The sequence below is a fragment of the Streptomyces sp. NPDC026062 genome (assembly GCF_055568375.1).
The window spans coordinates 24,449-45,134 of the sequence record NZ_JBVHOQ010000049.1 but is presented as its reverse complement, the minus strand read 5'-3'; the positions used below and the strand labels follow the sequence as shown (position 1 = coordinate 45,134).

Annotated in this window: 18 protein-coding genes; 14 read left to right on the top strand and 4 right to left on the bottom strand. The window is 69.5% G+C overall.

The features are described 5' to 3' along the window. The first annotated feature begins 82 nt into the window (after positions 1-82). The 5 genes from ACZ4LX_RS32665 to ACZ4LX_RS32645 all read left to right on the top strand — a co-directional run bounded on the left by ACZ4LX_RS32665 (position 83) and on the right by ACZ4LX_RS32645 (position 8,218). Entirely contained in the window at positions 83-256 is a 174-nt protein-coding gene (locus ACZ4LX_RS32665) for an FxLD family lanthipeptide (protein WP_458336857.1), read from the top strand. Between the two features lie 235 nt (positions 257-491). Continuing rightward, entirely contained in the window at positions 492-3,431 is a 2,940-nt protein-coding gene (locus tag ACZ4LX_RS32660; RefSeq protein ID WP_467650540.1) for a lantibiotic dehydratase, read from the top strand. Further along, positions 3,428-4,696, top strand: coding sequence for a lanthionine synthetase C family protein (locus tag ACZ4LX_RS32655; RefSeq protein ID WP_467650531.1), 1,269 nt, complete (start codon positions 3,428-3,430; stop codon positions 4,694-4,696). The genes ACZ4LX_RS32660 and ACZ4LX_RS32655 overlap by 4 nt, the downstream gene beginning before the upstream one ends. Positions 4,697-4,712: 16 nt before the next feature. Further along, complete coding sequence (fxlM, locus tag ACZ4LX_RS32650; RefSeq protein WP_467650530.1) at positions 4,713-6,794, top strand: methyltransferase, FxLD system; 2,082 nt, start codon at positions 4,713-4,715, stop codon at positions 6,792-6,794. A 266-nt stretch (positions 6,795-7,060) separates the two neighbouring features. Further along, positions 7,061-8,218: a hypothetical protein gene (locus ACZ4LX_RS32645; protein ID WP_467650529.1), complete on the top strand. Its 1,158-nt coding sequence runs from the start codon at positions 7,061-7,063 to the stop codon at positions 8,216-8,218. Positions 8,219-8,618: 400 nt separating this feature from the next. Here ACZ4LX_RS32645 and ACZ4LX_RS32640 read toward each other — a convergent pair whose 3' ends face one another. Then, positions 8,619-8,861 carry a DUF397 domain-containing protein gene (locus ACZ4LX_RS32640; protein WP_458336853.1) on the bottom strand — a complete coding sequence of 81 codons (243 nt, stop codon included), beginning with the start codon at positions 8,859-8,861 and terminating at the stop codon, positions 8,619-8,621. Continuing rightward, the gene (locus ACZ4LX_RS32635; protein ID WP_458336852.1) at positions 8,858-9,712 is read right to left on the bottom strand and encodes a helix-turn-helix domain-containing protein; all 855 of its coding nucleotides are present in this window, start codon (positions 9,710-9,712) and stop codon (positions 8,858-8,860) included. The genes ACZ4LX_RS32640 and ACZ4LX_RS32635 overlap by 4 nt, the downstream gene beginning before the upstream one ends. A 388-nt stretch (positions 9,713-10,100) precedes the next feature. Between ACZ4LX_RS32635 and ACZ4LX_RS32630 the strand changes: the two genes are divergently transcribed. Then, positions 10,101-10,610, top strand: coding sequence for a hypothetical protein (locus tag ACZ4LX_RS32630; protein ID WP_467650528.1), 510 nt, complete (start codon positions 10,101-10,103; stop codon positions 10,608-10,610). A 38-nt stretch (positions 10,611-10,648) separates the two neighbouring features. On the opposite strand, the gene ACZ4LX_RS32625 is transcribed toward ACZ4LX_RS32630, so the two are convergent. Continuing rightward, positions 10,649-11,572 carry a formylglycine-generating enzyme family protein gene (locus ACZ4LX_RS32625; protein ID WP_458336850.1) on the bottom strand — a complete coding sequence of 308 codons (924 nt, stop codon included), beginning with the start codon at positions 11,570-11,572 and terminating at the stop codon, positions 10,649-10,651. 3 nt (positions 11,573-11,575) lie between these two features. After that, positions 11,576-12,358 (bottom strand): aminotransferase class IV family protein, encoded by a 783-nt coding sequence (locus tag ACZ4LX_RS32620; protein WP_467650527.1) that lies wholly within the window; start codon positions 12,356-12,358, stop codon positions 11,576-11,578. A gap of 504 nt (positions 12,359-12,862) precedes the next feature. Between ACZ4LX_RS32620 and ACZ4LX_RS32615 the strand changes: the two genes are divergently transcribed. From ACZ4LX_RS32615 to ACZ4LX_RS32580, 8 genes are all read left to right on the top strand, one after another. Beyond that, positions 12,863-14,695, top strand: a complete 1,833-nt coding sequence (locus ACZ4LX_RS32615; protein WP_467650526.1) for a glycoside hydrolase family 15 protein — start codon at positions 12,863-12,865, stop codon at positions 14,693-14,695. 213 nt (positions 14,696-14,908) lie between these two features. Continuing rightward, positions 14,909-16,420 (top strand): sensor histidine kinase, encoded by a 1,512-nt coding sequence (locus ACZ4LX_RS32610; RefSeq protein WP_467650525.1) that lies wholly within the window; start codon positions 14,909-14,911, stop codon positions 16,418-16,420. 68 nt (positions 16,421-16,488) lie between these two features. Next, positions 16,489-17,007: a roadblock/LC7 domain-containing protein gene (locus ACZ4LX_RS32605; protein ID WP_467650524.1), complete on the top strand. Its 519-nt coding sequence runs from the start codon at positions 16,489-16,491 to the stop codon at positions 17,005-17,007. Continuing rightward, the gene (locus tag ACZ4LX_RS32600; protein ID WP_467650523.1) at positions 17,004-17,435 is read left to right on the top strand and encodes a DUF742 domain-containing protein; all 432 of its coding nucleotides are present in this window, start codon (positions 17,004-17,006) and stop codon (positions 17,433-17,435) included. Before ACZ4LX_RS32605 ends, ACZ4LX_RS32600 begins: the two co-directional genes overlap by 4 nt. Positions 17,436-17,442: 7 nt before the next feature. Beyond that, the gene (locus ACZ4LX_RS32595) at positions 17,443-18,075 is read left to right on the top strand and encodes a GTP-binding protein (protein ID WP_458336844.1); all 633 of its coding nucleotides are present in this window, start codon (positions 17,443-17,445) and stop codon (positions 18,073-18,075) included. After that, positions 18,075-18,719, top strand: a complete 645-nt coding sequence (locus ACZ4LX_RS32590) for a GAF domain-containing protein (RefSeq protein ID WP_467650522.1) — start codon at positions 18,075-18,077, stop codon at positions 18,717-18,719. The genes ACZ4LX_RS32595 and ACZ4LX_RS32590 overlap by 1 nt, the downstream gene beginning before the upstream one ends. Positions 18,720-18,804: 85 nt before the next feature. After that, on the top strand, positions 18,805-20,049 hold the full coding sequence (locus ACZ4LX_RS32585) for an acyl-CoA dehydrogenase family protein (protein WP_467650521.1): 1,245 nt from the start codon (positions 18,805-18,807) through the stop codon (positions 20,047-20,049). A 127-nt stretch (positions 20,050-20,176) separates the two neighbouring features. Beyond that, on the top strand, positions 20,177-20,668 hold the full coding sequence (locus ACZ4LX_RS32580) for a DNA-binding protein (protein WP_458336841.1): 492 nt from the start codon (positions 20,177-20,179) through the stop codon (positions 20,666-20,668). Positions 20,669-20,686: the final 18 nt, after the last annotated feature.

The window sequence follows — 20,686 nt, the reverse complement described above, 5'->3', positions numbered from 1 at the left end:
CAGCCCTCCGGCTGCGCTCCGGCCTTCCGCCCCTGGCAGCGCCACCGACTCAGCAACGCTCAACCATCAATGAGGAGTTGACATGACGCGCACCATCACGCAGAGCACCACCCAGATCCAGGAGGCCGCGACCCAAGAGGACGGGTTCACCCTGAACGTCAGCCTCCTGGAGGTCTCCGACGCCGCCGGGCTGACCAACCTGACCGACGACAACTGCGGCACCACCTGCGGCGCCTGCACCACCAACGTCGCCTGACCCGGTCCACCCGGCCTGACCTGACCGGGGCCGCCACACCGATGGTGTGTCGGCCCCGGCTGCCCTTCCCGCTCGGCTCCAGGAGGCATTCGTGACTGCACCACCGGCGTTCCGGGCCGGGGAGATCGCCCTCGTTCGCGCGGTCGCACGACCAGCCACGGCCGAGACTCCCTTCCCGGACTTCGACGACCGGTCTCTGCGAGTCACCGGTCAGGAGGACATCACCGCCGAACGGCTGGCGTGGGTGCGCGCTGTCTGGAGCAATGCCGCGCTGGCCGAGACCGTACGGCACGCCAGCCCGGACCTGGGGGCCCAGATCGAGGCCCTGTGCGCGTCTCGGGCTCCCTCCGGGCGGGACGTGCGGCGTTCCGGCCTCTCTCTGGCCCGATACCTGTTGAGGGCTGGGCACCGGTCCACGCCATTCGGTCTGTTCGCCGGTGTGACCACCGCCGCCTTCGGCGACCGGACGGCCGCTGCCTGGGGCGAAGATCATGTGGTCATCGCGCGGGCCGGTGCCGAGTGGCTGTCCCGGCTGGTCGAGCAGCTGGAGAACAGTGGAGAGCTGCTGCCGTGGCTGTCAGTCATGGTGAACAGCACGGCCTTCGTACGAGACGGGTTCTTGGTCGTCCCGTACCAGGACGACGGTCGGCGGGCGGTGGAGGCGTCGATCGAGTTGTCCGCGCCGGTGCGCAGTGCTCTTTCCGCAGCGGAGGAGCCGGTCCGGTTCGAGGACTTGGCCGAGAAGCTGGGCGCGGAGTACCCCGGTGTGGTGCCCGAGCGGGTCCACGGGCTGCTGGTCGAGCTGATCCGGAGGCGCGTGCTGATCACGAACCTTCAGGCGCCGGCAACCGAGACCGACGCCCTCGGCTATGTCCTCGCCCAGCTCGAAGCGGCCCGGACCGGCGTCCTTGCCCCGCTCGCCGGGACGATCGACGGCCTCCGGGCCGTACACGCAGCGCTGCCGAGATGCGTCTCGGCGGATGGCCGGGAAGATGTGGCTGCCCGGATGCGGCGGTTGGTTCCGGGCCTTCGGCGTCACCCGCTGGCGCTCGACCTCCGCCTCGACGCACACATTCAACTCCCGGACGAAGTGGCGCGTGAGGTCGAGCGGGCCGCCACCGTCCTCACCCGGCTAAGCGCCCGCCCGTACGGGGCTCGCGGGTTGGGTGAGTACCACCAGCGGTTCTATGAGCGGTACGGCATCGGCACGATGGTGTCCCTCCTCGACGTCGTCGCCGACAGCGGCATCGGCTACCCCGCTGGCTACCCCGGGGCCCCTGCCGGCGCCCGACGACGGCGGATCTCCCCTCGCGACGACGTCCTGGTCCGCCTCGCCCAAACCGCCGCGCTCGACGGGCACGACGAGGTGGTGCTCACCGACGAGATGGTGGACGCCCTGGACGTGGGGCCGACGGACCCGCGGGTGCCGCCGCACCTGGAGATCGGCGTGCGGCTGCACGCGGCGAGCATCGACGAGGTACAGCGCGGCCGGTTCACCGTGGAGGTCACGAGCGTGTCCCGGGGCGCCGGGGTGAGCACCGGCCGCTTCGCCGATGTCCTGGATCCCGCCGCGCGCAAGGCACTGGCCAGGGAGCTGGCCGACCTACCCACCGCCGATCTCGGCACCGACCCCGCCCAGCTCTCCTTCCCCCCGCTCCTTGCCGACACCGCGCACGTCACCCGGACCCCTCGCATCCTGCCGCTGCTGATCAGCCTGCAAGAGCACCGACCGCCCGAGGAGGGTGTGCTCACTCCGGCCGATATCGCGGTGGCCTGCGACGGCCGCCGGATGTACCTGGCCGCCCCGGCTCTCGGTCGTCGCATCGAGGCCGTGGGCATGCACGCACTCAACCTCACCGAGCACACGCCGCCGCTGGCCCGGCTGCTCACCGAGCTGTCCCGTGGCCAGTGCGCCCAGGTGACCACATTCGACTGGGGTGCCGCCGCGACGGCACCGTTCCTCCCGCGCCTGCGCTATGGCCGCATCGTGCTCTCCCCGGCCCGGTGGCGGCTGGAAGCGGCCGACCTGCCCGGCCCGGACCGTCCCACAGCGGAGTGGAACCTCGCGCTCGGTGAGTGGCACAGCCGCCGACGCCTGCCTCAGCACGTGCAGCTCGTCCAGGGCGACCGGCTTCTGCCCCTCGACCTCGCCCAGGCCGCCCACCGCAGTCTGATGCGCCAGCACCTCGACCGCGCCTCGGCCGTGGTGCTCACCGAAGCACCGGGGCCGCAGGCGTACGGCTGGAGCCAGGGCCGGGCCCACGAGATCATCGTCCCCCTCAAGGCGACCCTGGCCGCCGCGTGGCCGCCGCTGCCCCAGCCCAGCCCAGCCCGCGTCCTCACCCCGGCCCAGTCGCAGACGCCGGGCGCGTCGTCGGTGCTGCTGGCCGCCCTGTACGGGGACCTGCGCCGGCAGGACGCCGTACTGGCCCGGCACGTCCCCGACCTCATCCGCCGGCTCGGTTCTCCCCCGTGGTGGTTCATCCGGTTCCGCGACCCCGACCAGCACCTTCGCCTGCGCATCGCTCTGGCGGACCCGGATGGCTTCGCGGACGCCGCCCGTACGGTGAGCGCGTGGGCCGACGAACTGCGCACGGCCGGGCTGCTGGCGGATCTGCGGTACCCCACGTCCTACCGGGAGATGGGCCGCTGGGGCTCCGGGAGCGCTTGGGACGCCGCCGAGGAGGTGTTCCGGACGGACTCGCGGGCCGTCGTCGCCCAACTCTCCCAGCTCCGGCGCCCGCAGCAGCGCACGCTGGTGGCCGCCCACACCTTCGCAATCACCTCGGCGTTCCTCGGCGGCCAGCGTGCCGGCGCGCGTTGGCTGATCGACCACATCCCGCACCGGGCGCCGGAACCGGTCCCGAGGCCGCAGTTCGCCGAGGCCGTCCGCCTGGCCGACCCGCACGACGACTGGGCCGCGCTCCGCGCGGTACCCGGCGGCGAGGCGATCGTGTCGGGCTGGGCCGACCGCGATGCCGCGCTTGCCGCCTACCGCACGCACCTGCCGGGCCCTGACACCGAGGGCATCGCCCTGGACGACGTCCTGACCTCCTTGCAGCACACCCACTTCGTGCGGCACGTGGCGGTCAACTTCCCCGAGGAGAAGATCTGTCTCCGCCTCGCCCGTGCCGCCGCCCTGGCCTTCAACTCCCGCCCCAGGAGGGCCCGGTGAACCACGACACCGCCCTCGGCCTGTCGGCGGGCATCGCCGACAGGCTCGCCCACCCCGCCACCGCGCCCGACCCGGTGAACACGGAGACCGCCCGGCAGCACCTTGCTCTCGGCCCGATCGGCATCGCTCTGCTGCACATCGAGCGGGCCGCGGCCGGCCTCGGGCCCTGGCAACGCGCCCACGACTGGCTCGCGACCGCCACCCGCCGGCCGGTCACCAGCGGCACCGACAGCCACCCCTTCTACGGCGCCCCCGCACTCGCGCACGTCCTGGCCTGCGCCGCCGAAGCACTCCCCGGCGCCTACGCACGCGACCTCGCCCTGCTGGACCGGCAGCTCCACTACGACGTCGAGCGCCGCCTGAACGCCGCGCACCGCCGGATCGACACCGGACAGCTCCCGGCGCTCGCCGAGTTCGACGCGATTCGCGGGCTGACCGGCTTCGGCGGCTACCTCCTGCGCCGCGACCCGGCGGGCCCGGCCCTGCGATCGGTCCTCGACTACTGCGTACGCCTGACCGAACCGATCACCCAGGACGTGGACACCCTGCCGGGGTGGTGGACGCTCACCGGGCCCTCCGGGCAGCCGGACGACCGCTTTCCCGGCGGCCACGGCAACACCGGCATGGCCCACGGCATCGGCTCCGTCCTGGCCCTGCTCGCGCTCTGCGCCCGTCGCGGCACCACGGTCAGAGGCCACCGCCAGGCCATGCGCACCGTCCTGGCCTGGCTCGACCGCTGGACCACCGCCGCCTCAACGGGCCGAACCTGGCCGTACTGGATCACCCGTGACGAGCTGCGCACCGGCTGGCGCGCACCCGCCGGTCCCCAGCGGCCCTCCTGGTGCTACGGAACCGCCGGCATAGCGCGCGCCCAACAGCTCGCCGCCCTCGCCCTCGGCGATCCCGCCCGCCGAGCGGTCGCCGAGCACGCCCACTTGGACGCCGTCACCGACCCCGACCAGCTACGGGCCACCACGGACTTTGGCCTGTGCCACGGCTTCGCCGGACTCGCCCACCTCACCGTCCGTACCGCCGCCGACGCCGCACCCGAAACCGCGAACCAGCTCCGCGCCGCTCTGCCCGACCTGCTCGCCCCCCTGCTGCCACTCGGCTCGAAACCCGAGGAAGCCGGAGCGGCACTCGTCGACAGCCCCGCCGGCGCCGGGCTCCTCGACGGCGCCGCCGGCATCGGGCTCGGCCTCCTCACCGCTTCCGGCACCACCGCGCCCCACACCCACTGGGACGCCTTCCTACTCATCGCCTGAACCCGAGAGGACCTTGATGCCCGCCCACCACTGGCAGCAGCACCAGATCACCTTCCCCGACCGGCAAACCGCGCGCGCCGCCATCACCGACCGCCTCGCCCCCGTCCTGATCGAGGCAGAAGCCGACCTGCAGCTCAGCGGCTGGTGGTACATGAACAAGCAGCCCTGGCCCCTGCGTTACCTGGCCGACCAACCGGCCCCGGCCGTAGCGGCGCTGCTGGAAGACCTGGTAGCGGACGGCATCGCGTCCTCCTGGACGACCGGGATCTACGAGCCGGAGACCGACGCCTTCGGCGGCCCGGCAGCCATGCAGGCCGCGCACGACCTCTTCCACGAGGACAGCCGCCAACTCCTCACCTACGCCTCCGGCCCCGGCCGATTGGGAAGGTCGGAGACGGCCGTCCTGCTGATGAGCAGCATGATGCGCGCCGCGAACCTCGACTGGTTCGAGCAGGGCGACGTGTGGAGCAAAGGCGCCGAACTGCGTCCCGCCGTCACCGGCCCCGGCCGCGAACAGTCCGTCGCCCTGCTGCCGGCCGTGCGGAAGCTGATGTCCACCGAGGCGCGCAGCCTGTGCCGTGCAGGCGGTCCGCTGGACGGACAAGCGGAGTGGGTCGCCGCGTTCGAACGAGCGGGTACGACCCTGGCCTACCTGGCGGCACAGGGCGAGTTGACCCGTGGCCTGCGCGCCGTCGTCGCCCATCACGTGATCTTCCACGCCAACCGTGCCGGCCTGCCCTCCGCAGATCAGCACGCCTTGTTCCACATCGCACGAGAGGTAGTCATGGGATCGAGTGACAACACCGCGTCCGCAGCGGTGAACGACTCCGCCGCCGATAGCGTCAGCCTGGTGAACACCGACACGCTCATCACGCCCGAAGCCGAAGCCAAACGCCTGCGCAACGCGTTGGTCGACCAGATCCAGGCCGAGGGCCACGCCCGCACCCCCGCCGTCGAGGACGCCCTTCGCACGGTCCCGAGGCACCGGTTCGTCCCCGACGCACCGCTCACCGACGCCTACGCCAACGCGCCGGTGAACATCAAGTACGACACCGACGGCACGTCGATCTCCTGCGCCTCCCAGCCGAGCGTCGTCGCCCTCATGCTCGACCAGCTCCAGGCCCAGCCCGGCGAGCGCATCCTCGAACTCGGTGCCGGCACCGGCTACAACGCCGCCCTGATCGGGCACCTCGTCGGCCCCGACGGACACGTCACCACCATCGACGTCGACGACGACCTCGTCGAAGGCGCCCGCGCCCACCTCGCCGACACCGGCTTCACCAACGTCCAGGCCCTCACCCGCGACGGCGCCCTGGGCCACGCCGAGGGAGCACCGTACGACCGGATCATCGCCACCGTCGGCGCTCACGGCATCCCGCCCGCCTGGCTCGAACAGCTCGCCCCCGGCGGCCGGCTCGTCACGCCCCAGCGCCTCACGGGAAGCGTCTCGCGCTCCATCGTCTACCAGGAGCGCGACGGCCGCTGGATCTCGTCCGGCTCGCAGATGAACACCTTCATGCCACTGCGTCGCGGCATCGCCGACGACGACCGCCGCGTCATCCCTCTTTCCACGCAGAGCACCGTGCGCCTCCAGGCCCCCGCCGGACAGCAGATCGACGCCGACGCCCTCGCCGGGGTCCTGGAACAGCCGCGGACCGAGCAGTGGACCGAGATGAAGGTCCGCGCCATGGAGAGCCCGGAGTGGATGGAGCTCTTCGTCTCCTGCTCCCTGCCCTCCGGACTGATCCGCATGCTGTTCCCCCAGACCGCCAAGGGCACCGTGCTCACCGAGGACCCCTATCCCTCCTCCACGGCCGCCGTGGACAAGGGCGCGCTCACCTACCTCACCCGGCGCCTGCTGGACGAGAAGACACCCGAGGGCGGCAAGCTCTGGGAGTTCGGCGTCGTCGGCCACGGCCCCGGCACCGAGGAACTCGCCTCCCAGGTCACCGACGCCATCCGCACCTGGGACCGGGAGTACCGAGGCCGGGAAGCCACCTTCGAGCTCCTGCCGCTCGACGCGCCCCCCACCGACCAGCAGCCCGGCACGTTCGTCCTCGAAACCCCGCTCAACCGCGTGCTCGTCACCTGGCAGTAACCCCCAGGTGCGGGGCCCCCCCCCCCCCGCGGGGCCGCCCCCCCCCCCCCCCGGGTGCGACCCCCGGGGCCCCCCGGGCCCCGCGGCCCCCCCCAGCCCGCCACGGGCCCCGCGCGCCCCCCCCCCCCGACCAGCCCCCCGGGTGTGCGCTCACTCTAAACCCCCCCACGGGGGTGGCTCTACCGGTGTCCCCCCCCCGGGGGGGGCCCCCCCCCCCGCGGGCGCCCCCCCACCCCGCTCCCCCGTTTCCCTACCCGGGAGTCCCCATGGACCCGTACGCCTCCATAGCCCGGCGCTTCCCCCTCATCTCCCGCTTCCGCCCCGCCTGCCTGCCACTGCCGCAGCGCGTCCGCGCCCTGGTCGAGCTCTCCGCCACGGCCCAAACAAAGGCGGACCAGGGCCTGGCGTCCGCGGTCTACAACCAGGCCGCGCTCCTTGCCTCCGACCTCGGCCTGCCCGACCTCGCTCGCCAGTGGTGCCATCAGCACGCCGCCGCCTACCTCCACGCCACCCCCCTCCCCGGCATGACCGCGATCCGAGCCCTGGAACCCGTCGTCAACCTCGCTCGGCTCCAGATCCGTGCCGGGAACACCGAAGACGGCCGCCACCGCCTCCTCGAACTCTTCGATGCCGTCAGCAGCTCTGTCCCCGCCGAGTTCGAAGGCGTTCGCATCCCCGCGGAACTGACCACCAGCGACGCCGACCGCGACGAGGTACGAGCCTGGCTTTGGCGGGTGATCCTCTCCGACGGCACCCGCACCCTGACCGTCGCCGGCCATTGGACCGAGGCCCTGGCCCACATCGAGCAGCACCGCGGCCTCGGACTGCGGATGCTGGACGGCCGGCAGGTCGCCGTACTCGCCGCCCTTCACGCCGACGCCGACCACGCCGCCAGTCTCGTCGCCGAGACGACACCCGGCGAACCCTGGGAGAACGCCGTCACCGCCTGCCTGGCCGTGCTGTGCCATCGAGCCGCCCACCGCCCCGTCGACGGCCTCCTCCCCGAGCTGGTGAACACCTACGTGCAGCGCGAACCCGACATCGGCACGACCGTCTTCGACACACGCCTCGGGCTGACCGTCCTGGACCTCCTCGACCAGACCGACAGCCCCGCAGCACATCACGTCGCCGAGGAATTGCACCGCCGGACCATGGCCGCGACCGACGGCTACGCCGCCCGTGAGTGCCTTGCCAACCCCTGGTTCACCAACCTGATGCCCTCTGGGAGAACGAACACTGTCCGCGACCTGGTCCACGCGTGCGGGCTGGACGACGGAGGGCTACCTCCGACCCTGGTCGCCACGGTAGTTAGTGCGCTTCGGGCCAGCAGCGAAGTGATCCGTGAAAGCGTGGCATCGTTATGTCCCCTTCAGGGGAGGTCCCAAAACGAGGGGTTCGTCAACGAGAAGGGTGCCGGCCTGTGAGCGACACCGTCGGCAACTGTCCCTGATTGCCCCGGACGTGTCCCCGCACACCCGAGGCCGCTCCGGTCCGACCTGCAGCTTGTCGCGCAGTCGGTCAAGGGGAGGCGGGATCAGCGATGGTGTGTGGGCACGCACGGTATTCCACTCGGATCACGGGGCGTAGAGAACTCCGTGGCCTCGGACGCCGTGCCCGTCACGTCCCGCCCCCGCCACGCCCCTGACAGACCACCACAAAGCGAGCGTCAACCGGCAACCCCGAAGCCTTATCGCGACCGCACCCGCAGTCGTGGCTGCATTGAACCCGCTGTCACCTACTCAGGCTGCGCTCAGCCTGCTCCGCATCCCCCGCCATGGGCGGGGAATGCGGACCGCTCTCGCACGGACGAGGTGCAGCGGAAAGTCAGTCGACCACGTCGAAGTCCACGAGGCCGGCTTTCACCGTGCCGATGAACGAGGCGTACGCACCGTGAGGTAGTGCCAGCGCCGGGCCCTGCTTGTCCTTGGAGTCACGGACTCCGATCAGTTCGCCTCGATGGGCAACCTCCACGCAGTTACCACCGCCCTGGTCGCTGTACGAAGACTTGACCCAAGAACCTTCCGGAGCGAGCCCCTCGGAGGGGACGGGCTTCGTGTGATCAGTCATTTCCACAGTTTCTTCTCGAGTTCCATCAGGAATGACGGCGTCTGGGAGGGCCCTGGCGCCGCCTTAACCATGGCATCGAACTGCCTCTGGTACTGCCCCACATCGGAGGGCTTCGACCACATGGTGATGGATCTGTGGCCGTCGCTCTGCACGACCGCGTCCAACTCATCGAACTCCAGCACCGTGAAGCAGAACGCTGCACGATAGGTGGCCAGGGCTTCGGGGATGATCTGCACCTCGACGTTGTCCTGCTCGCACAGACGGATGATCTCCGCGTACTGGCGGCGCATCACCTCTGGGCTGCCGATCTTCGTACGCAACGTGCTCTCAGTGAGGATGATGTGCACTTCGCGCCCACTGTCGAGCAAAGCCTTGCGCTCCATGCGGGCCTGCACGCTGCCCTCGACCGCGTCAGTCGTCCGCTCCTCCACGACCTTGGCGGAGCCCATCAGCGCGCTCGCGTACTTCTCCTCCTGGAGCAGGCCGTGCACCACGTTGTTCTCGAAGCCTCGGATGCGCACCGACTCGCGCTCAAGGCCGAGGTAGCGGGGCATTCCCGAGGGAAGCACGTTCCTGTAGGTCGTCAACGGCTCGCTCTTCAAGGAGTCGCGCTGCATCTGGAGTAGGACGTCACGGTCGTTCGGCTCTATGACGCCATACTCGTCCAGCAACGCTTCGAGGTCCGCCAACTTCGGGAGCGGGATCTCGCCGGCCTCCACCCGACTGAGCTTCGAGCGAGAGAAGCCCAGCTTCGTGGAGACAGCTTCGGCGGTATAGGAGTCCGCCTCGCCGCCATCCTCGGCCTGCCTCTTCTTCCGCTCGCGCAGTACGCGCAGTTCCTTGCCGAGCATGACCCGCAGGTACGTGGGTCCTCGTCGTGCCGCCACCTGTCCCCTCACTTCGTCGCTGAGTGCACCAAGTTTCCTACTCTGCCGCCCAGATCGCGGTGCCTGTGTGTCAGCCAGCGCTCCCTGTCCGGAGTTTCGCACGACGCGTCCTCTCTGCAACACCCCCTGTCCGCCAAGTGGCACATGCCAATTGGTGCCCTTTCGGGGATTCCCTTGAATGTTAATTAGCGCGCGCAGCAAGGTAGTTGTGTCGACCGGGCCACGGCTTCGGTCAGTCACTGCTGGGGGCGCTCACCTCTGGCTGTATCGCGCGACGCGTTGCCATCCAAGGACCGCGAAGGTAGCCGCCGCGCCCGGCACCCCCACACCCCGCCAAGAGCCGAGGTCCGTGATGCGCGAGAGCACCGCCCCCAGAAAGCTCATCTCCTGGATGGATCGGGAGCGCGATCTCGAAGAGTGGCTGAGCCCCGGCCGGTTCCGCGTCAGCACGGGCGCATACGGCTTCCTCGCGGCTGCCCGCCGGGACAACCTCGAACGGATCGTGGCGCGGGCTCGTACCCGCGGGCGGATGCCACGTGTGTGTCTGTACGCGCTCGCCTTCGGGGGCCAGGAGCCCCGGCACTCCTTCAGCGCGGCTGCGGCCTGCGCGGTACGCCAGTGCTGGCAGGTTGGAGCAGGCCAGTCCTATGCCGACCACCACGGCGCCGGTGCTCCTACGACGCGGCCTGGTTGGTGCGGCGTAAGGCGGCAGATCCTCGCTGGATACGCGGATGGGGTCGTCGTGGTTACGGCTGACGTCATCAGTTCTGATATGGAGGGGTACCGGCAGGAACTCGACTGGTTCGAGCACAAGGGCTTCGTCGCCGTGGTGATCCCCGAGACTGGCCGGGGGCAGGCATGACAGCCCATGCCGTCTATATTCGGCGTGCCGACCACGCCCTACGGGGCAGCGACGCACCGGAAGCCGGTGTCGTTGTCCTTCATCGACGTAGCCGCCGCGTTCAGCAGGGAAGGCGCTGCCCGTTCGATCGGAGAGGTGAACGCGGAGCCCTTCAAGTGACGCCGTCCGTTGCCGGGCTCCTCTTCGGTGCCACACCACTCCCAGACGTTGCCGCACATGTCGAAAATACCGAACGGGCTGGCGCCGGACTGGTAACGGGAGACCGGGGTCGTCGCGTCGATGCCGGACTCGGCCGTGTTCGCCTTCGCCGCTGTCGGCTCGTTGCCCCAGGGGTAGATACGCCCGCGCGGTCCGCGAGCTGCCTTCTCCCACTGCCGGGAGGAAGGCAGAGACTTCCCGGCCCAACGGGCGTACGCAGTCGCATCGTGCCAGGTCACCCACACCACGGGGTGAGAGGCCAGCGTGACAGGGCATTGGCCTTCGGGCCAATGCTGAGGCGGTTGGTGCCTGGTGGCCAGCACGAACTTCGCGTAGTCCTCGTTGGTCGTCGGGTAGACGTCCATGAGGAAGCGCTCCAGCCACACCGAGCGATTATCCGGCCCGCAGAGGAAGATGCCCTCTTCGACGAGAGCCATAATCTTCCCATCGACCGGGTGCCGACGAGTACTCGGATCTCTGCGGAGGAGTTCCTCGGCGCGCTCGTCGTGCTCAACAGCGGCGCGTTCGGTCATGAGTGCGGCGAATCGCTGCTGAACGTCGGGTGGGGCCTGGGCAAGCAGCGTGTCCAGGGCCGTCTGGTTGTCGAGTTCGAGCTCGATGGTCTCCCCCCGACGTTTCCATCGGGGGATCTGGCGAGGGTTCACACCGACCAGGTCAGCAAAGTCCTTCTGTCTTTTACGCATGGCAATGCGCAGCAACTCGGCCTCGCGGCCGGTCCACCTGGTCACCCCCGCCATGGCCATGCCCTAGAGGGTCTCGCCAGGAATCGACAGGTATGTCTTCTGAAGTTGCCTCAAAACGGGGTGATCTACGGGCAACTCGGTGTCATCGATCGCGGCCAGGGGGCGGACGCCGATCGACGTGTTCGTGGCGAAGGCTGCGGCCATACCCTTCGCTTGAGCCAGGGTGACGGTTGCGGTGCGGTGTTCGCCTTGCTGCTGGAGCAGGGCCATTGTGACGCCGGGAAGTACGGGAGCGGCGGGCCACACGATGGTGCCCTCCTGGTCGACAAAGGCCACGTTCCACGTGCCGCCTTCGGAGACGAAGCCGTCGCGGCCGAAGAACAGAGCATCGTCGAAGCCCGCTCGCTGAGCCGTGCCCCGAGCGTGAAGGGCTCCGAAGAGGCCGATGTGCTTCACCTGGGGCAGGTCACGCTCGTACAGCTGACTCTGCGCGCGCAGCGGGGCCGAAGGCAGGGCGCCGGCTCCGCGTACGGACACGAGTACATGCGGTTCGTTGGCGTCGGCCGGGTGCCCCATCTCGACCTTCGGGTCGTAGATCGTGACGCGTACGACGCAGGGGAGGGTCTCTCCCTCCAGAGCCTGTCGGACGTACTCGCGGACGCGGTCGGCATTCAGGGTCGCATGCCACACGATCTCGCAGTCTCGCGTGAGGCGTTCCAGATGCAGCGTCAATCCGCGGATGCTGCCGTCGGAGTCGACGCGCATGGACGTGAAGTGCCCGACGTTCGTGAGCGCCAAGGGGAGCAGGTCGTCTACGGATACGGGCTTTCCATCGAGAGTCACCATGACGCCCAGCATGTCAGGACCGCCTGCTCCAGCGGCACCCCAATCCTTGTTACTGACGAGTCAACGTCATCTGAAAGTCATTCCCAAGCCGTCGCGGCGAGGTGTTCGCTGGTCACCACGCAATCACGTCGAGTGATCAGCGTCGCTGCCGTGCCCTTCTGTGCTGCCCACCCGGAGAAGGCGCCGACAGGCCCTGTTTCGGGGATCGGACCGGTCGCAGGCGAGCCCAGTTGGTTTGATGCGAAAAGGAGTTATGTCATGCGTCTGCCGTTGCCGTCCCGTTCGGACGCTGGCCAGAGCGTTGCCGCGAGCGGCCAGGGCGGTAGGGACGCCGCACCTGGCACGCAACGCAATCCGGCGGCGACCGAGGCCCCTCAGGGCAAGGGCTCCTTGCTAGGAAAGAGCCAGCCTCTCGCGCCTCCGTCCCCCTTACCTGCCGTTCCAGGCCCCTTCGGCGGCCCCGAAGTTCCCCCTGACATCACGGGGCCAACGGAGATCAACACGATGAAGCGTCATCCGCGCATCGAGCAGTACGGCTTGATCGGCGATATGCAGACCAGTGCCCACGTCTGCGACGACGGCTCGATAGATTGGTTGTGCCTGCCACGGTTCGACTCGCCGGCCTGCTTCGCCGGCCTGCTCGGCACGCAGAAGCACGGCTCCTGGCAGATCGCCCCGGCCCCGCCTGCCGGTCGGTCCGACGCCGGAGCGGTCGCCGAGCGCCGGTACCGCGACGACTCGCTCGTCCTCGACTCGCTGTGGCGCACTCCGACCGGGTCGGCCCGGGTGCGTGACTTCATGCCACCGCGCGACGGCGCGCCCCAGGTGATCCGGATCGTCGAGGGCGTGACCGGCGAGGTGCAGATGGTCTCGGCCCTGTGCCCGCGTCCGGGCTACGGCAGCGTCAGCCCGTGGATTCACGAGGTCGGGGGCCGCATGGTCGCGGAGGCCGGTGCGGACGCGCTGTGGCTCGACACCAGCGTTCGGCAAGTGGAGAAGGACGGCGTCATCGTCAGTTCCTTCACCGTCACAGCCGGGCAGAGCACGGCGTTCGTACTCAGTTGGTGCCCCTCCCACACAGCCGCCCCGGACCTTCCCGACCCGGAGGCCGCGCTCGCCCAGACGCTCGCCTTCTGGCGGGACTGGACGCAGGCGTGCACCTACGACGGGCCCTACCGCGAAGCCGTGATCCGTTCCTCGATCGCACTGAAGGCAATGACCTACGCACCGAGCGGAGGGATCGTCGCGGCGCCGACCACGTCGCTGCCCGAGGAGGTCGGAGGCAGCCGGAACTGGGACTACCGCTTCACCTGGCTGCGCGACGCCTCCACGACCCTTGCCGCCCTGCTGGGGATAGGAAGGCGGCAAGAGGCCCAGGCATGGCGGCGATGGCTACTGCGGGCGGTGGCCGGTGATCCGGAGAACCTACAGATCATGTACGGGATCACCGGAGACCGTGACCTGCGGGAGCGAGAGCTGCCCTGGCTTCCGGGGTACGAGGGGTCAGCCCCGGTGCGCGTGGGGAACGGGGCGGCAGATCAGCTGCAGCTCGATGTGTACGGCGAGGTGATCGAGACTCTGTACCTCGCGCACCAGAGCGGTGTCGCCCACTGCGCCGACACCGCGGTCCTGCACCGGCGCCTCATCGAGCACCTGGTCCAGCGCTGGCAGGAGCCGGACGAAGGAATCTGGGAGATCCGCGGGGCACGCCGGCACTTCGTGCATTCCAAGGTGATGGCCTGGGTGGCCATCGACCGCACCATCCGCCTTGTTGAGGCCGGGGCCCTCGACATGGCCTTGGGCCCACTGGTCGAACTGCGTAAGACGATTCACCACGAGGTCTGCACTCGGGGATTCGACCCGGTCCGCAACACCTTCACCCAGTCCTACGGCTCTCAGGAGTTGGACGCCGCCACGCTGCTGATCCCTCGGGTCGGGTTCCTTCCGCCCAGCGACCCGCGCGTGATCGGCACCGTGGACGCGGTGGGCCGGGAGCTGGGAACGCCGGACGGACTCCTGCACCGGTACCCGACAACCGGCAAGCGCGCCGGGGTCGATGGCCTGGAGGGCGACGAAGGCAGCTTCATCCTCTGTTCATTCTGGTTCGTCGACGCCTTGGCGCTGACGGGCCGCCTCGACGAGGCTCACGCCCTGTTCGAGCGTCTGCTCGCGCTGCGCAACGATCTCGGGCTCCTGGCCGAGGAGTACGACTCCGTCCAGCAGCGTCAACTCGGGAATTTCCCACAAGCGTTCAGCCACATGGGCCTGGTCCAGAGCGCCCTGCTCCTCCACCTGCTGTCCATGCAGTCCTCCCCTCGTGTGGCATCTCCCGAATGACCTGTCGTCTTCCCGGCGGCGGGATCCGCCGCGTGGCCACACGGCAGTTCCGAGGAAGCGGACACGTTCACGGAACCGAACCGTGGACGCCGCCTCACCGAGGCGATGTCGCGGTTCCGACACCCCGTTCCACCTCACGCCGACCGCGACCGGCCTGCAGGGACCTGACGTCTCAGTACGCCTAGCAGCCCTTTTCCACTGACGAGGATTTCCATGTCTGATAGCGCGTTCCCGACACGGCCGGCCGTGACCGGCCACCGCCGACGGCGGCCTCCACCGATCGACCTCTTCGCCGTGCACTGCGTTCGCCGTGCCGTGGTGCTGCCCCTGCTGCTCCTTGCGTCTCTGCTGGGCACCTTCTTCGCCCTCTGGTCGACCTCCGCAGTGGTGCTGGGCTGGCTCTTGGCCGGCCTCGCCTGTGGGCTGACCGGCACCGCGCTGGTGGCGGCGCGTGGAGCGCACTCCGCCGCCGGCGCCCTGCAGAGGGCCGAAGAGGAACGGCGGGCAGCTGAGCTGACCGCGGTCGCCGGGGTTGTGGCGGCCGTCGAGAAGTCGGTGCTGTGGTCGGCGGACGAGCTGTGCCGAGGGGCTCGCCCTCCCCTACCCGACATGCGGATGCCGCAGCCGGCCAGTGCGGTCACTGAGGTGAGCAAGGCGCTGACTGCGCTCCAGGTGGAGGCCGTTGCCTCGCTGATACGTGTGCACGACGAATCCCAGTCCGCCGTCCTGCTGGAAGTACTCCGGCGCCTGGCCATGCGGGAACACGCTCTGGTTGGAAAGGCGCTGGAGGCACTGACCCAGCTGGAGAAACTGACCGACGACCCGGAGCTGCTGGCAAAGATCTTCGAGATCGATCACCTCGTTACACGGGTGCGCCGACAGGTGGAGAGCACAGCGGTGCTGGGCGGACAGTCCCTGCGTAGCGTGCGCCAGCCGGTTTCCGTCACGACCACGCTGCGCGGCGCCATCTCCGAGGTGGTGCAGTACCCGCGCGTCATGGTCGCCGCCGGGCCGGTAGGCACTGAGCTGGGACTTCCGGGGCACGTGGGTCCGGATCTGACGCACCTGTTGGCCGAGTTGATCGAGAACGCCTGCGAGTGCTCCGATCCGGTGACGAAGGTGACCGTGCGGGCGGAACGGGTGCCGAACGGGCTGGCGATCGAGGTCGAGGACCGGGCCATCCCCATGCATCCGCAGACCCGCGCGCAGATGAACCATCTCCTCAAGGCCCCCGACCAGGTCGACGTCAGCGGCCAGGTACGAGCCGGACAGCTCGGCCTGCTGGTAGCCGCGAAGATCGCCCAGTCGCACGGACTGTCCGTTCTCCTGCAGGAGAACGCGACAAAAGGCACCACAGCCCTGGTCGTCATCCCGACCCGGCTCCTCGTAGCGATCGCCCCCGTCGACTACGCCGACGCCCGCAAACAGGAGAGTCGCCCCTCCGCCCCATCGCCTCAACAGCCCGTTCCGGCGGCTCAACCCTCTGCGGGCCAAGTCGGACGCCCGATGGACGCAGGAGGGCTGTCGGCCAGAGAGGCCGGGCACCCGGCTCCCGATCTCCCTCGGCGTCCACGCCAATCCGCATCGTTCCGTCCCCAGCGAGGGCGGGACCAGGCCCCCTCGACTGCGCCGAGGCCCGGACTCGCAGGCGCCTTCCGCAACGGCGTCCAGGCCAGCCGGAGCACCAGCTCGCCCCCCGACCCGGCTGAGCAGCCCAGGTTCTGACGCCCCAGCCCTCGCAGTGGCCCCGAACCGACCCACCAGCCCTTCTCCCTTCTGGAGCGACGATTCCCATGAGCACTCACCCCGAGATGACCCACGTGACCGGCAGCGCGTCCGAATCGAAGGCCGAGGTGACGCCAAGCGGCATGCGGGGCGACATGCTCTGGCTGCTGCGACACTTCGCCAACGAGGTTCCGGGCGTCATGCACGCGGTCCTGCTGTCACGGGACGGGTTGCGGCTGCTGGACAGCGAAGTCGACAAGGACTGGGCCGACGAGCTCTCGGCCGCACTCAGTGGAGTGGCCTCGCTCGCGTCGAACATCACTGGCCCCAGCCACAAGAAGCGGCCGTCCAGGCAGGTCATCATCGAGCGAGATGATTGCCTGTTCTTCGTCCAGAGCGCCGGTCGCAGCGCGGCCTTCGACAACCGCCCCGGCGACCGGGGCCTGGTGGACACGATCCTCGCCGTCGTCGCCGCCACGGACGCAGACGCGGGCAACGTCGGTTTCGAAATTGGCCGGCTGGTACAGAAATTCGCCCCGTACATGAAGATCCCCGTCCGAGTAGGCGCAGGTGACGAGGTCCGGTGAGCACCCACGGCGAGGCAGCCGAGGATGCGACGTTCGTCCGGACCTACACGCTGACACGCGGGCGCACCAGGCCGCGGCATCTGATGGCCCTGGACACGGTCCTGGAGGCCGGCCCCGGACGGCCCGGCCCAGGTCAGGCCAGGGAATGCGAAGAGATCCGCACTCTGTGCCGGGAGCACCGGCGTTCGGTGACTGAGTTGGCGGGACGACTCGGCCGTCCTGTCACCGCCGTCAAGATTCTCGTCTCTGACCTCCTGGACGCCCACGCCCTGGTCGTCTCCGTCACCGATGCCTATTCCTCTTCCGACACCGACGCGGACGCGGACCCGGACGCGGACGAACGACCCACAACCGATCTATTGGCGGCCCTCTCGGCGGGCCTGAAGAGGAAGTGGCCCAATGCCACCATCTATCCCCAGGCCGGGTGACCCAGACATGGATCTGCGAAGTCCGTCGTGCGCGCAGTCCGCTGCGCCGACTGTGCTGAAGATTGTGATCGCCGGTGGTTTGGGCGCGGGCAAGACCACCGCCGTGGGCGCGGTCAGCGAGATCACCCCGCTGAGCACAGAGGAGTACCTGACCTCAGCCAGCGCTGACGTGGACAACCTGGAGGGCGTCGAGGCCAAGCGGATGACCACGGTCGCCTTCGACTTCGGCCGCCTCAGCCTGCCCGACGCGTCCGTTCCTCTTGAGTTGTTCCTTTTTGGCACGCCCGGCCAGGACCGGTTCGTCGACCTCTGGTACGACCTCTCCCGCGGTGCAGTCGGCGCTGTTGTTCTAGTCGACACCCGCCGACTGGAGAGCAGCTTCCCCCCCGTCAGCTTCTTCGAGGACATCGGGCTGCCTTTCGTGATCGCCGTCAACCACTTCGACGGAGCCTACCGATACCACCCCGAACAGGTTCGCGACGCCCTCGGACTGCAGCCCTTCGTCCCAGTGGTCTCATGCGACGCCCGCGATCCGAGTCTCGTCGCCGGCGTCCTGCTGACCCTCGTCAGCCATGCCATGAACAACGCACCGGACGACCCCACTCGCCCCACATCCGCCACCACCCTCCAGGACGCCTGATGTCGTATCAGCCCGACGGCCCCCGCTTCGTGCCCCAGCCCGCGTCGCCCGCTTTGTCCTTGCCTCAACGCGGCATGCGTGACGGCGCCCACGTGCTGCCGATCCCGACTGGCGCCGCCGTTGCCGGTTCGACGGCTCGGCAGGCGAGCGAACTGGCGCAGCGGTACGAGCTGCTAGAGCGCCTTGGCGTGTCCACCACTCCCAGCCAGGACTTCGACGACCTGGCCCGCGACATGGCCGAACGGGCAGGCTTTCTGTACGGGTTCGTGAACCTGCTCCTGGAAAGGCAAACCTTCGTCGGACTGCACCAGCCGCCGGCGGACAGCGGGTACGTAATCGTCGGCCGCACCATGAGCCACAACCACGGCTGGTGCCCGGAGGTCGTGGCACGCAGGAAGGCACTCCCGCTGCACGACGTGCACGCCAGCCCGCGCTTCAGCAGCAACCATGTGGTCGACGCGGTCGGAATCCAGTCCTACTTCGGCGCACCGCTCATCCACGAGAGCGGCACCGTGCTGGGCACGGTCTGCGTCATCGACCCCGAGAAGCGGCCTCTGAGCGACGCCCGCCGGATCAGAGACATCACCATCAGCAGCGGTGCACAGGTGATCCATGACATCACCACCGCGCCCGCCCGCCGCTAGCCCGTTCCGCAACCCCCACCCGGGAGGGGCTTAAGAAACCCGGCCGCTCCACCGCACGCACTTCACCAGGGAGAGGGATACGACCATGCCCGCCACACCGCCTCCGGCGCTGCACCCCTATCTCACCGCCCGCCACGAACTGCTGTGGAACGAGGCGGACGCCTTCGCGGCCGAGTACATCGCTCCGCGCGTCGTACGGATGGAAGCCGCTCCGGGCAGGGTGGAGCGCAAGGTCGCCGATCTGATGGCCGCGCGGGGCTGGTTCGCCGTCACCGTCCCGACCGCCTTCGGTGGCCTGGGCGCCGGGCACGTGGCCAAGACAGTCCTGATCCACCGTATCGGCTGCATCTCTGCGGCAGCCGCGGCCATCCTCCAGGCCACCCTGATCCCCGTCGGTGCCCTGCTGCACTTCGCCACGCACGAGCAGAAGGGCCGCTGGCTGCCGGGGGTGGTGGACGGATCGATGCTCCTGACCATCGCGGTAACCGAACCGGGCGCGGGCGGGCACATCGGCGGCATCGAGACAACCGCCGAGCGCACCGGCAATCACTGGGTGATCACCGGCAGCAAGATCCACATCGGAAACAGCCACATCGCCGACTCCCACCTCGTGCTCGCGCGCACCGCCGAGGTCGGGGTGCGCACCTCGCACGCGCTGACCGCGTTCATGGTCGAATCCGACCGCCCTGGGATCTCCGTCGCCGATCACCGGCCCAGTCTGGGCCTGCACGGCTTCTCCGCCGGCCGCCTCGACCTCGACCGCGTCCGCGTTCCTGTCGACAACATGGTCGGCGAGGTCGGCCAAGGACTGAGCGTGGCACAGAGCAGCAGCATCCTGTACGGCCGCCCCAACCTGGCCGCCGTCAGCCTCGGCATCCACGAGGCAGTCGCGGCCACCACGACCTCGTACCTCAAGGGTCGGCCCCGCTACCGGAGCGCCCTGTCCGATCTGCCGGTCCTGCGGGACCGAGTCGGCGACATGGAGGCACGCCTTCGCGCGGCACGCATCCTGGCCTACCAGTCAGTGCACCTGCTCGACCAGGGCCTTTCCTGCGACGCAGAACTGATCAACGCGAAGTACCTGGGCCACCAGTGGGCCATGACGTCCACCCAGGACGCCATGGAACTGCACGGAGCCCACGCCCTCGACCGCGAGTACCCCCTGCAGCGCCTCTGGCGCGACATCCAGCACACCCACCCCCCGGCCGGAACCGGTGAGGTCCAGCGAATACGCCTAGCCGACGCCGCCTTCGACGAGGACGGCATCCAGTGGTCCGAGCGTCTCGCCGCCGAAACCACCTGGGCGCAACCCGACCCCACGGCCGCATGAGCCCCCGTGCGCGGCACCCCGTGAATCCCGACCGCCGCGCACGGGCCCGTGCCGCCGGCCCCCGTCCCCCGCGGGCGCCGGCGGCACCCCTTCCTGAATCCGTCCGCCCAGCCGAGAAGAGACACGCGTGAACCCGTCCACGACGACCGGCGCACCGATTACACCGCTGAAGCCGACCCACCAGCTCATCGCCCAGCATCTTGTTGACGGTCACACCGCCCAAGGCATCGCCACGCGGACCGGGCTGTCGCCCCACACGGTCCGTCAGTACATCCGTGACATTCGGATGAACGTCCACTGTCCGCCTCGCTGCAAGCCGCAGGTGCTCGTGCATCTTCTGCTGGCCGCCGAGCAGGTCGACCCGCCCACCTCGGAGCGGACGGCCCCTGGATTCAACGCGGAGCAGCAGCAGCTTCTGAAGGCGGTCGCCGAGCATAGCGCCGACCGTGACATCGCCCGAGCCGCCAGGATCCCCCCGGCAAATCTCCGGTCCGCACGCGCCAAACTGCTCGACGAGGCGGGCGCCTCCGATGTCATCCAGCTCGTCGTCCTGGCCCACGCCTGGCACCTGCTGGGCGCCAGGTCGCTCGGCACCGCGGAGGGCGGTGCGAACCAGTGAACACGCCTCCCCCGCAAC

Excerpts from the sequence above, each read along its gene's own strand:
- ACZ4LX_RS32590 (WP_467650522.1), top strand. The coding sequence starts at position 18,075 with ATGTCGTATCAGCCCGACGGCCCCCGCTTCGTGCCCCAGCCCGCGTCG.
- ACZ4LX_RS32645 (WP_467650529.1), top strand. The coding sequence starts at position 7,061 with ATGGACCCGTACGCCTCCATAGCCCGGCGCTTCCCCCTCATCTCCCGC.
- ACZ4LX_RS32610 (WP_467650525.1), top strand. The coding sequence starts at position 14,909 with ATGTCTGATAGCGCGTTCCCGACACGGCCGGCCGTGACCGGCCACCGC.
- ACZ4LX_RS32585 (WP_467650521.1), top strand. The coding sequence starts at position 18,805 with ATGCCCGCCACACCGCCTCCGGCGCTGCACCCCTATCTCACCGCCCGC.
- ACZ4LX_RS32625 (WP_458336850.1), bottom strand. The coding sequence starts at position 11,572 with ATGGCCATGGCGGGGGTGACCAGGTGGACCGGCCGCGAGGCCGAGTTG.
- ACZ4LX_RS32665 (WP_458336857.1), top strand. The coding sequence starts at position 83 with ATGACGCGCACCATCACGCAGAGCACCACCCAGATCCAGGAGGCCGCG.
- fxlM (WP_467650530.1), top strand. The coding sequence starts at position 4,713 with ATGCCCGCCCACCACTGGCAGCAGCACCAGATCACCTTCCCCGACCGG.
- ACZ4LX_RS32595 (WP_458336844.1), top strand. The coding sequence starts at position 17,443 with ATGGATCTGCGAAGTCCGTCGTGCGCGCAGTCCGCTGCGCCGACTGTG.
- ACZ4LX_RS32605 (WP_467650524.1), top strand. The coding sequence starts at position 16,489 with ATGAGCACTCACCCCGAGATGACCCACGTGACCGGCAGCGCGTCCGAA.
- ACZ4LX_RS32640 (WP_458336853.1), bottom strand. The coding sequence starts at position 8,861 with ATGACTGATCACACGAAGCCCGTCCCCTCCGAGGGGCTCGCTCCGGAA.
- ACZ4LX_RS32630 (WP_467650528.1), top strand. The coding sequence starts at position 10,101 with ATGCGCGAGAGCACCGCCCCCAGAAAGCTCATCTCCTGGATGGATCGG.
- ACZ4LX_RS32620 (WP_467650527.1), bottom strand. The coding sequence starts at position 12,358 with ATGGTGACTCTCGATGGAAAGCCCGTATCCGTAGACGACCTGCTCCCC.
- ACZ4LX_RS32615 (WP_467650526.1), top strand. The coding sequence starts at position 12,863 with ATGAAGCGTCATCCGCGCATCGAGCAGTACGGCTTGATCGGCGATATG.
- ACZ4LX_RS32635 (WP_458336852.1), bottom strand. The coding sequence starts at position 9,712 with ATGCTCGGCAAGGAACTGCGCGTACTGCGCGAGCGGAAGAAGAGGCAG.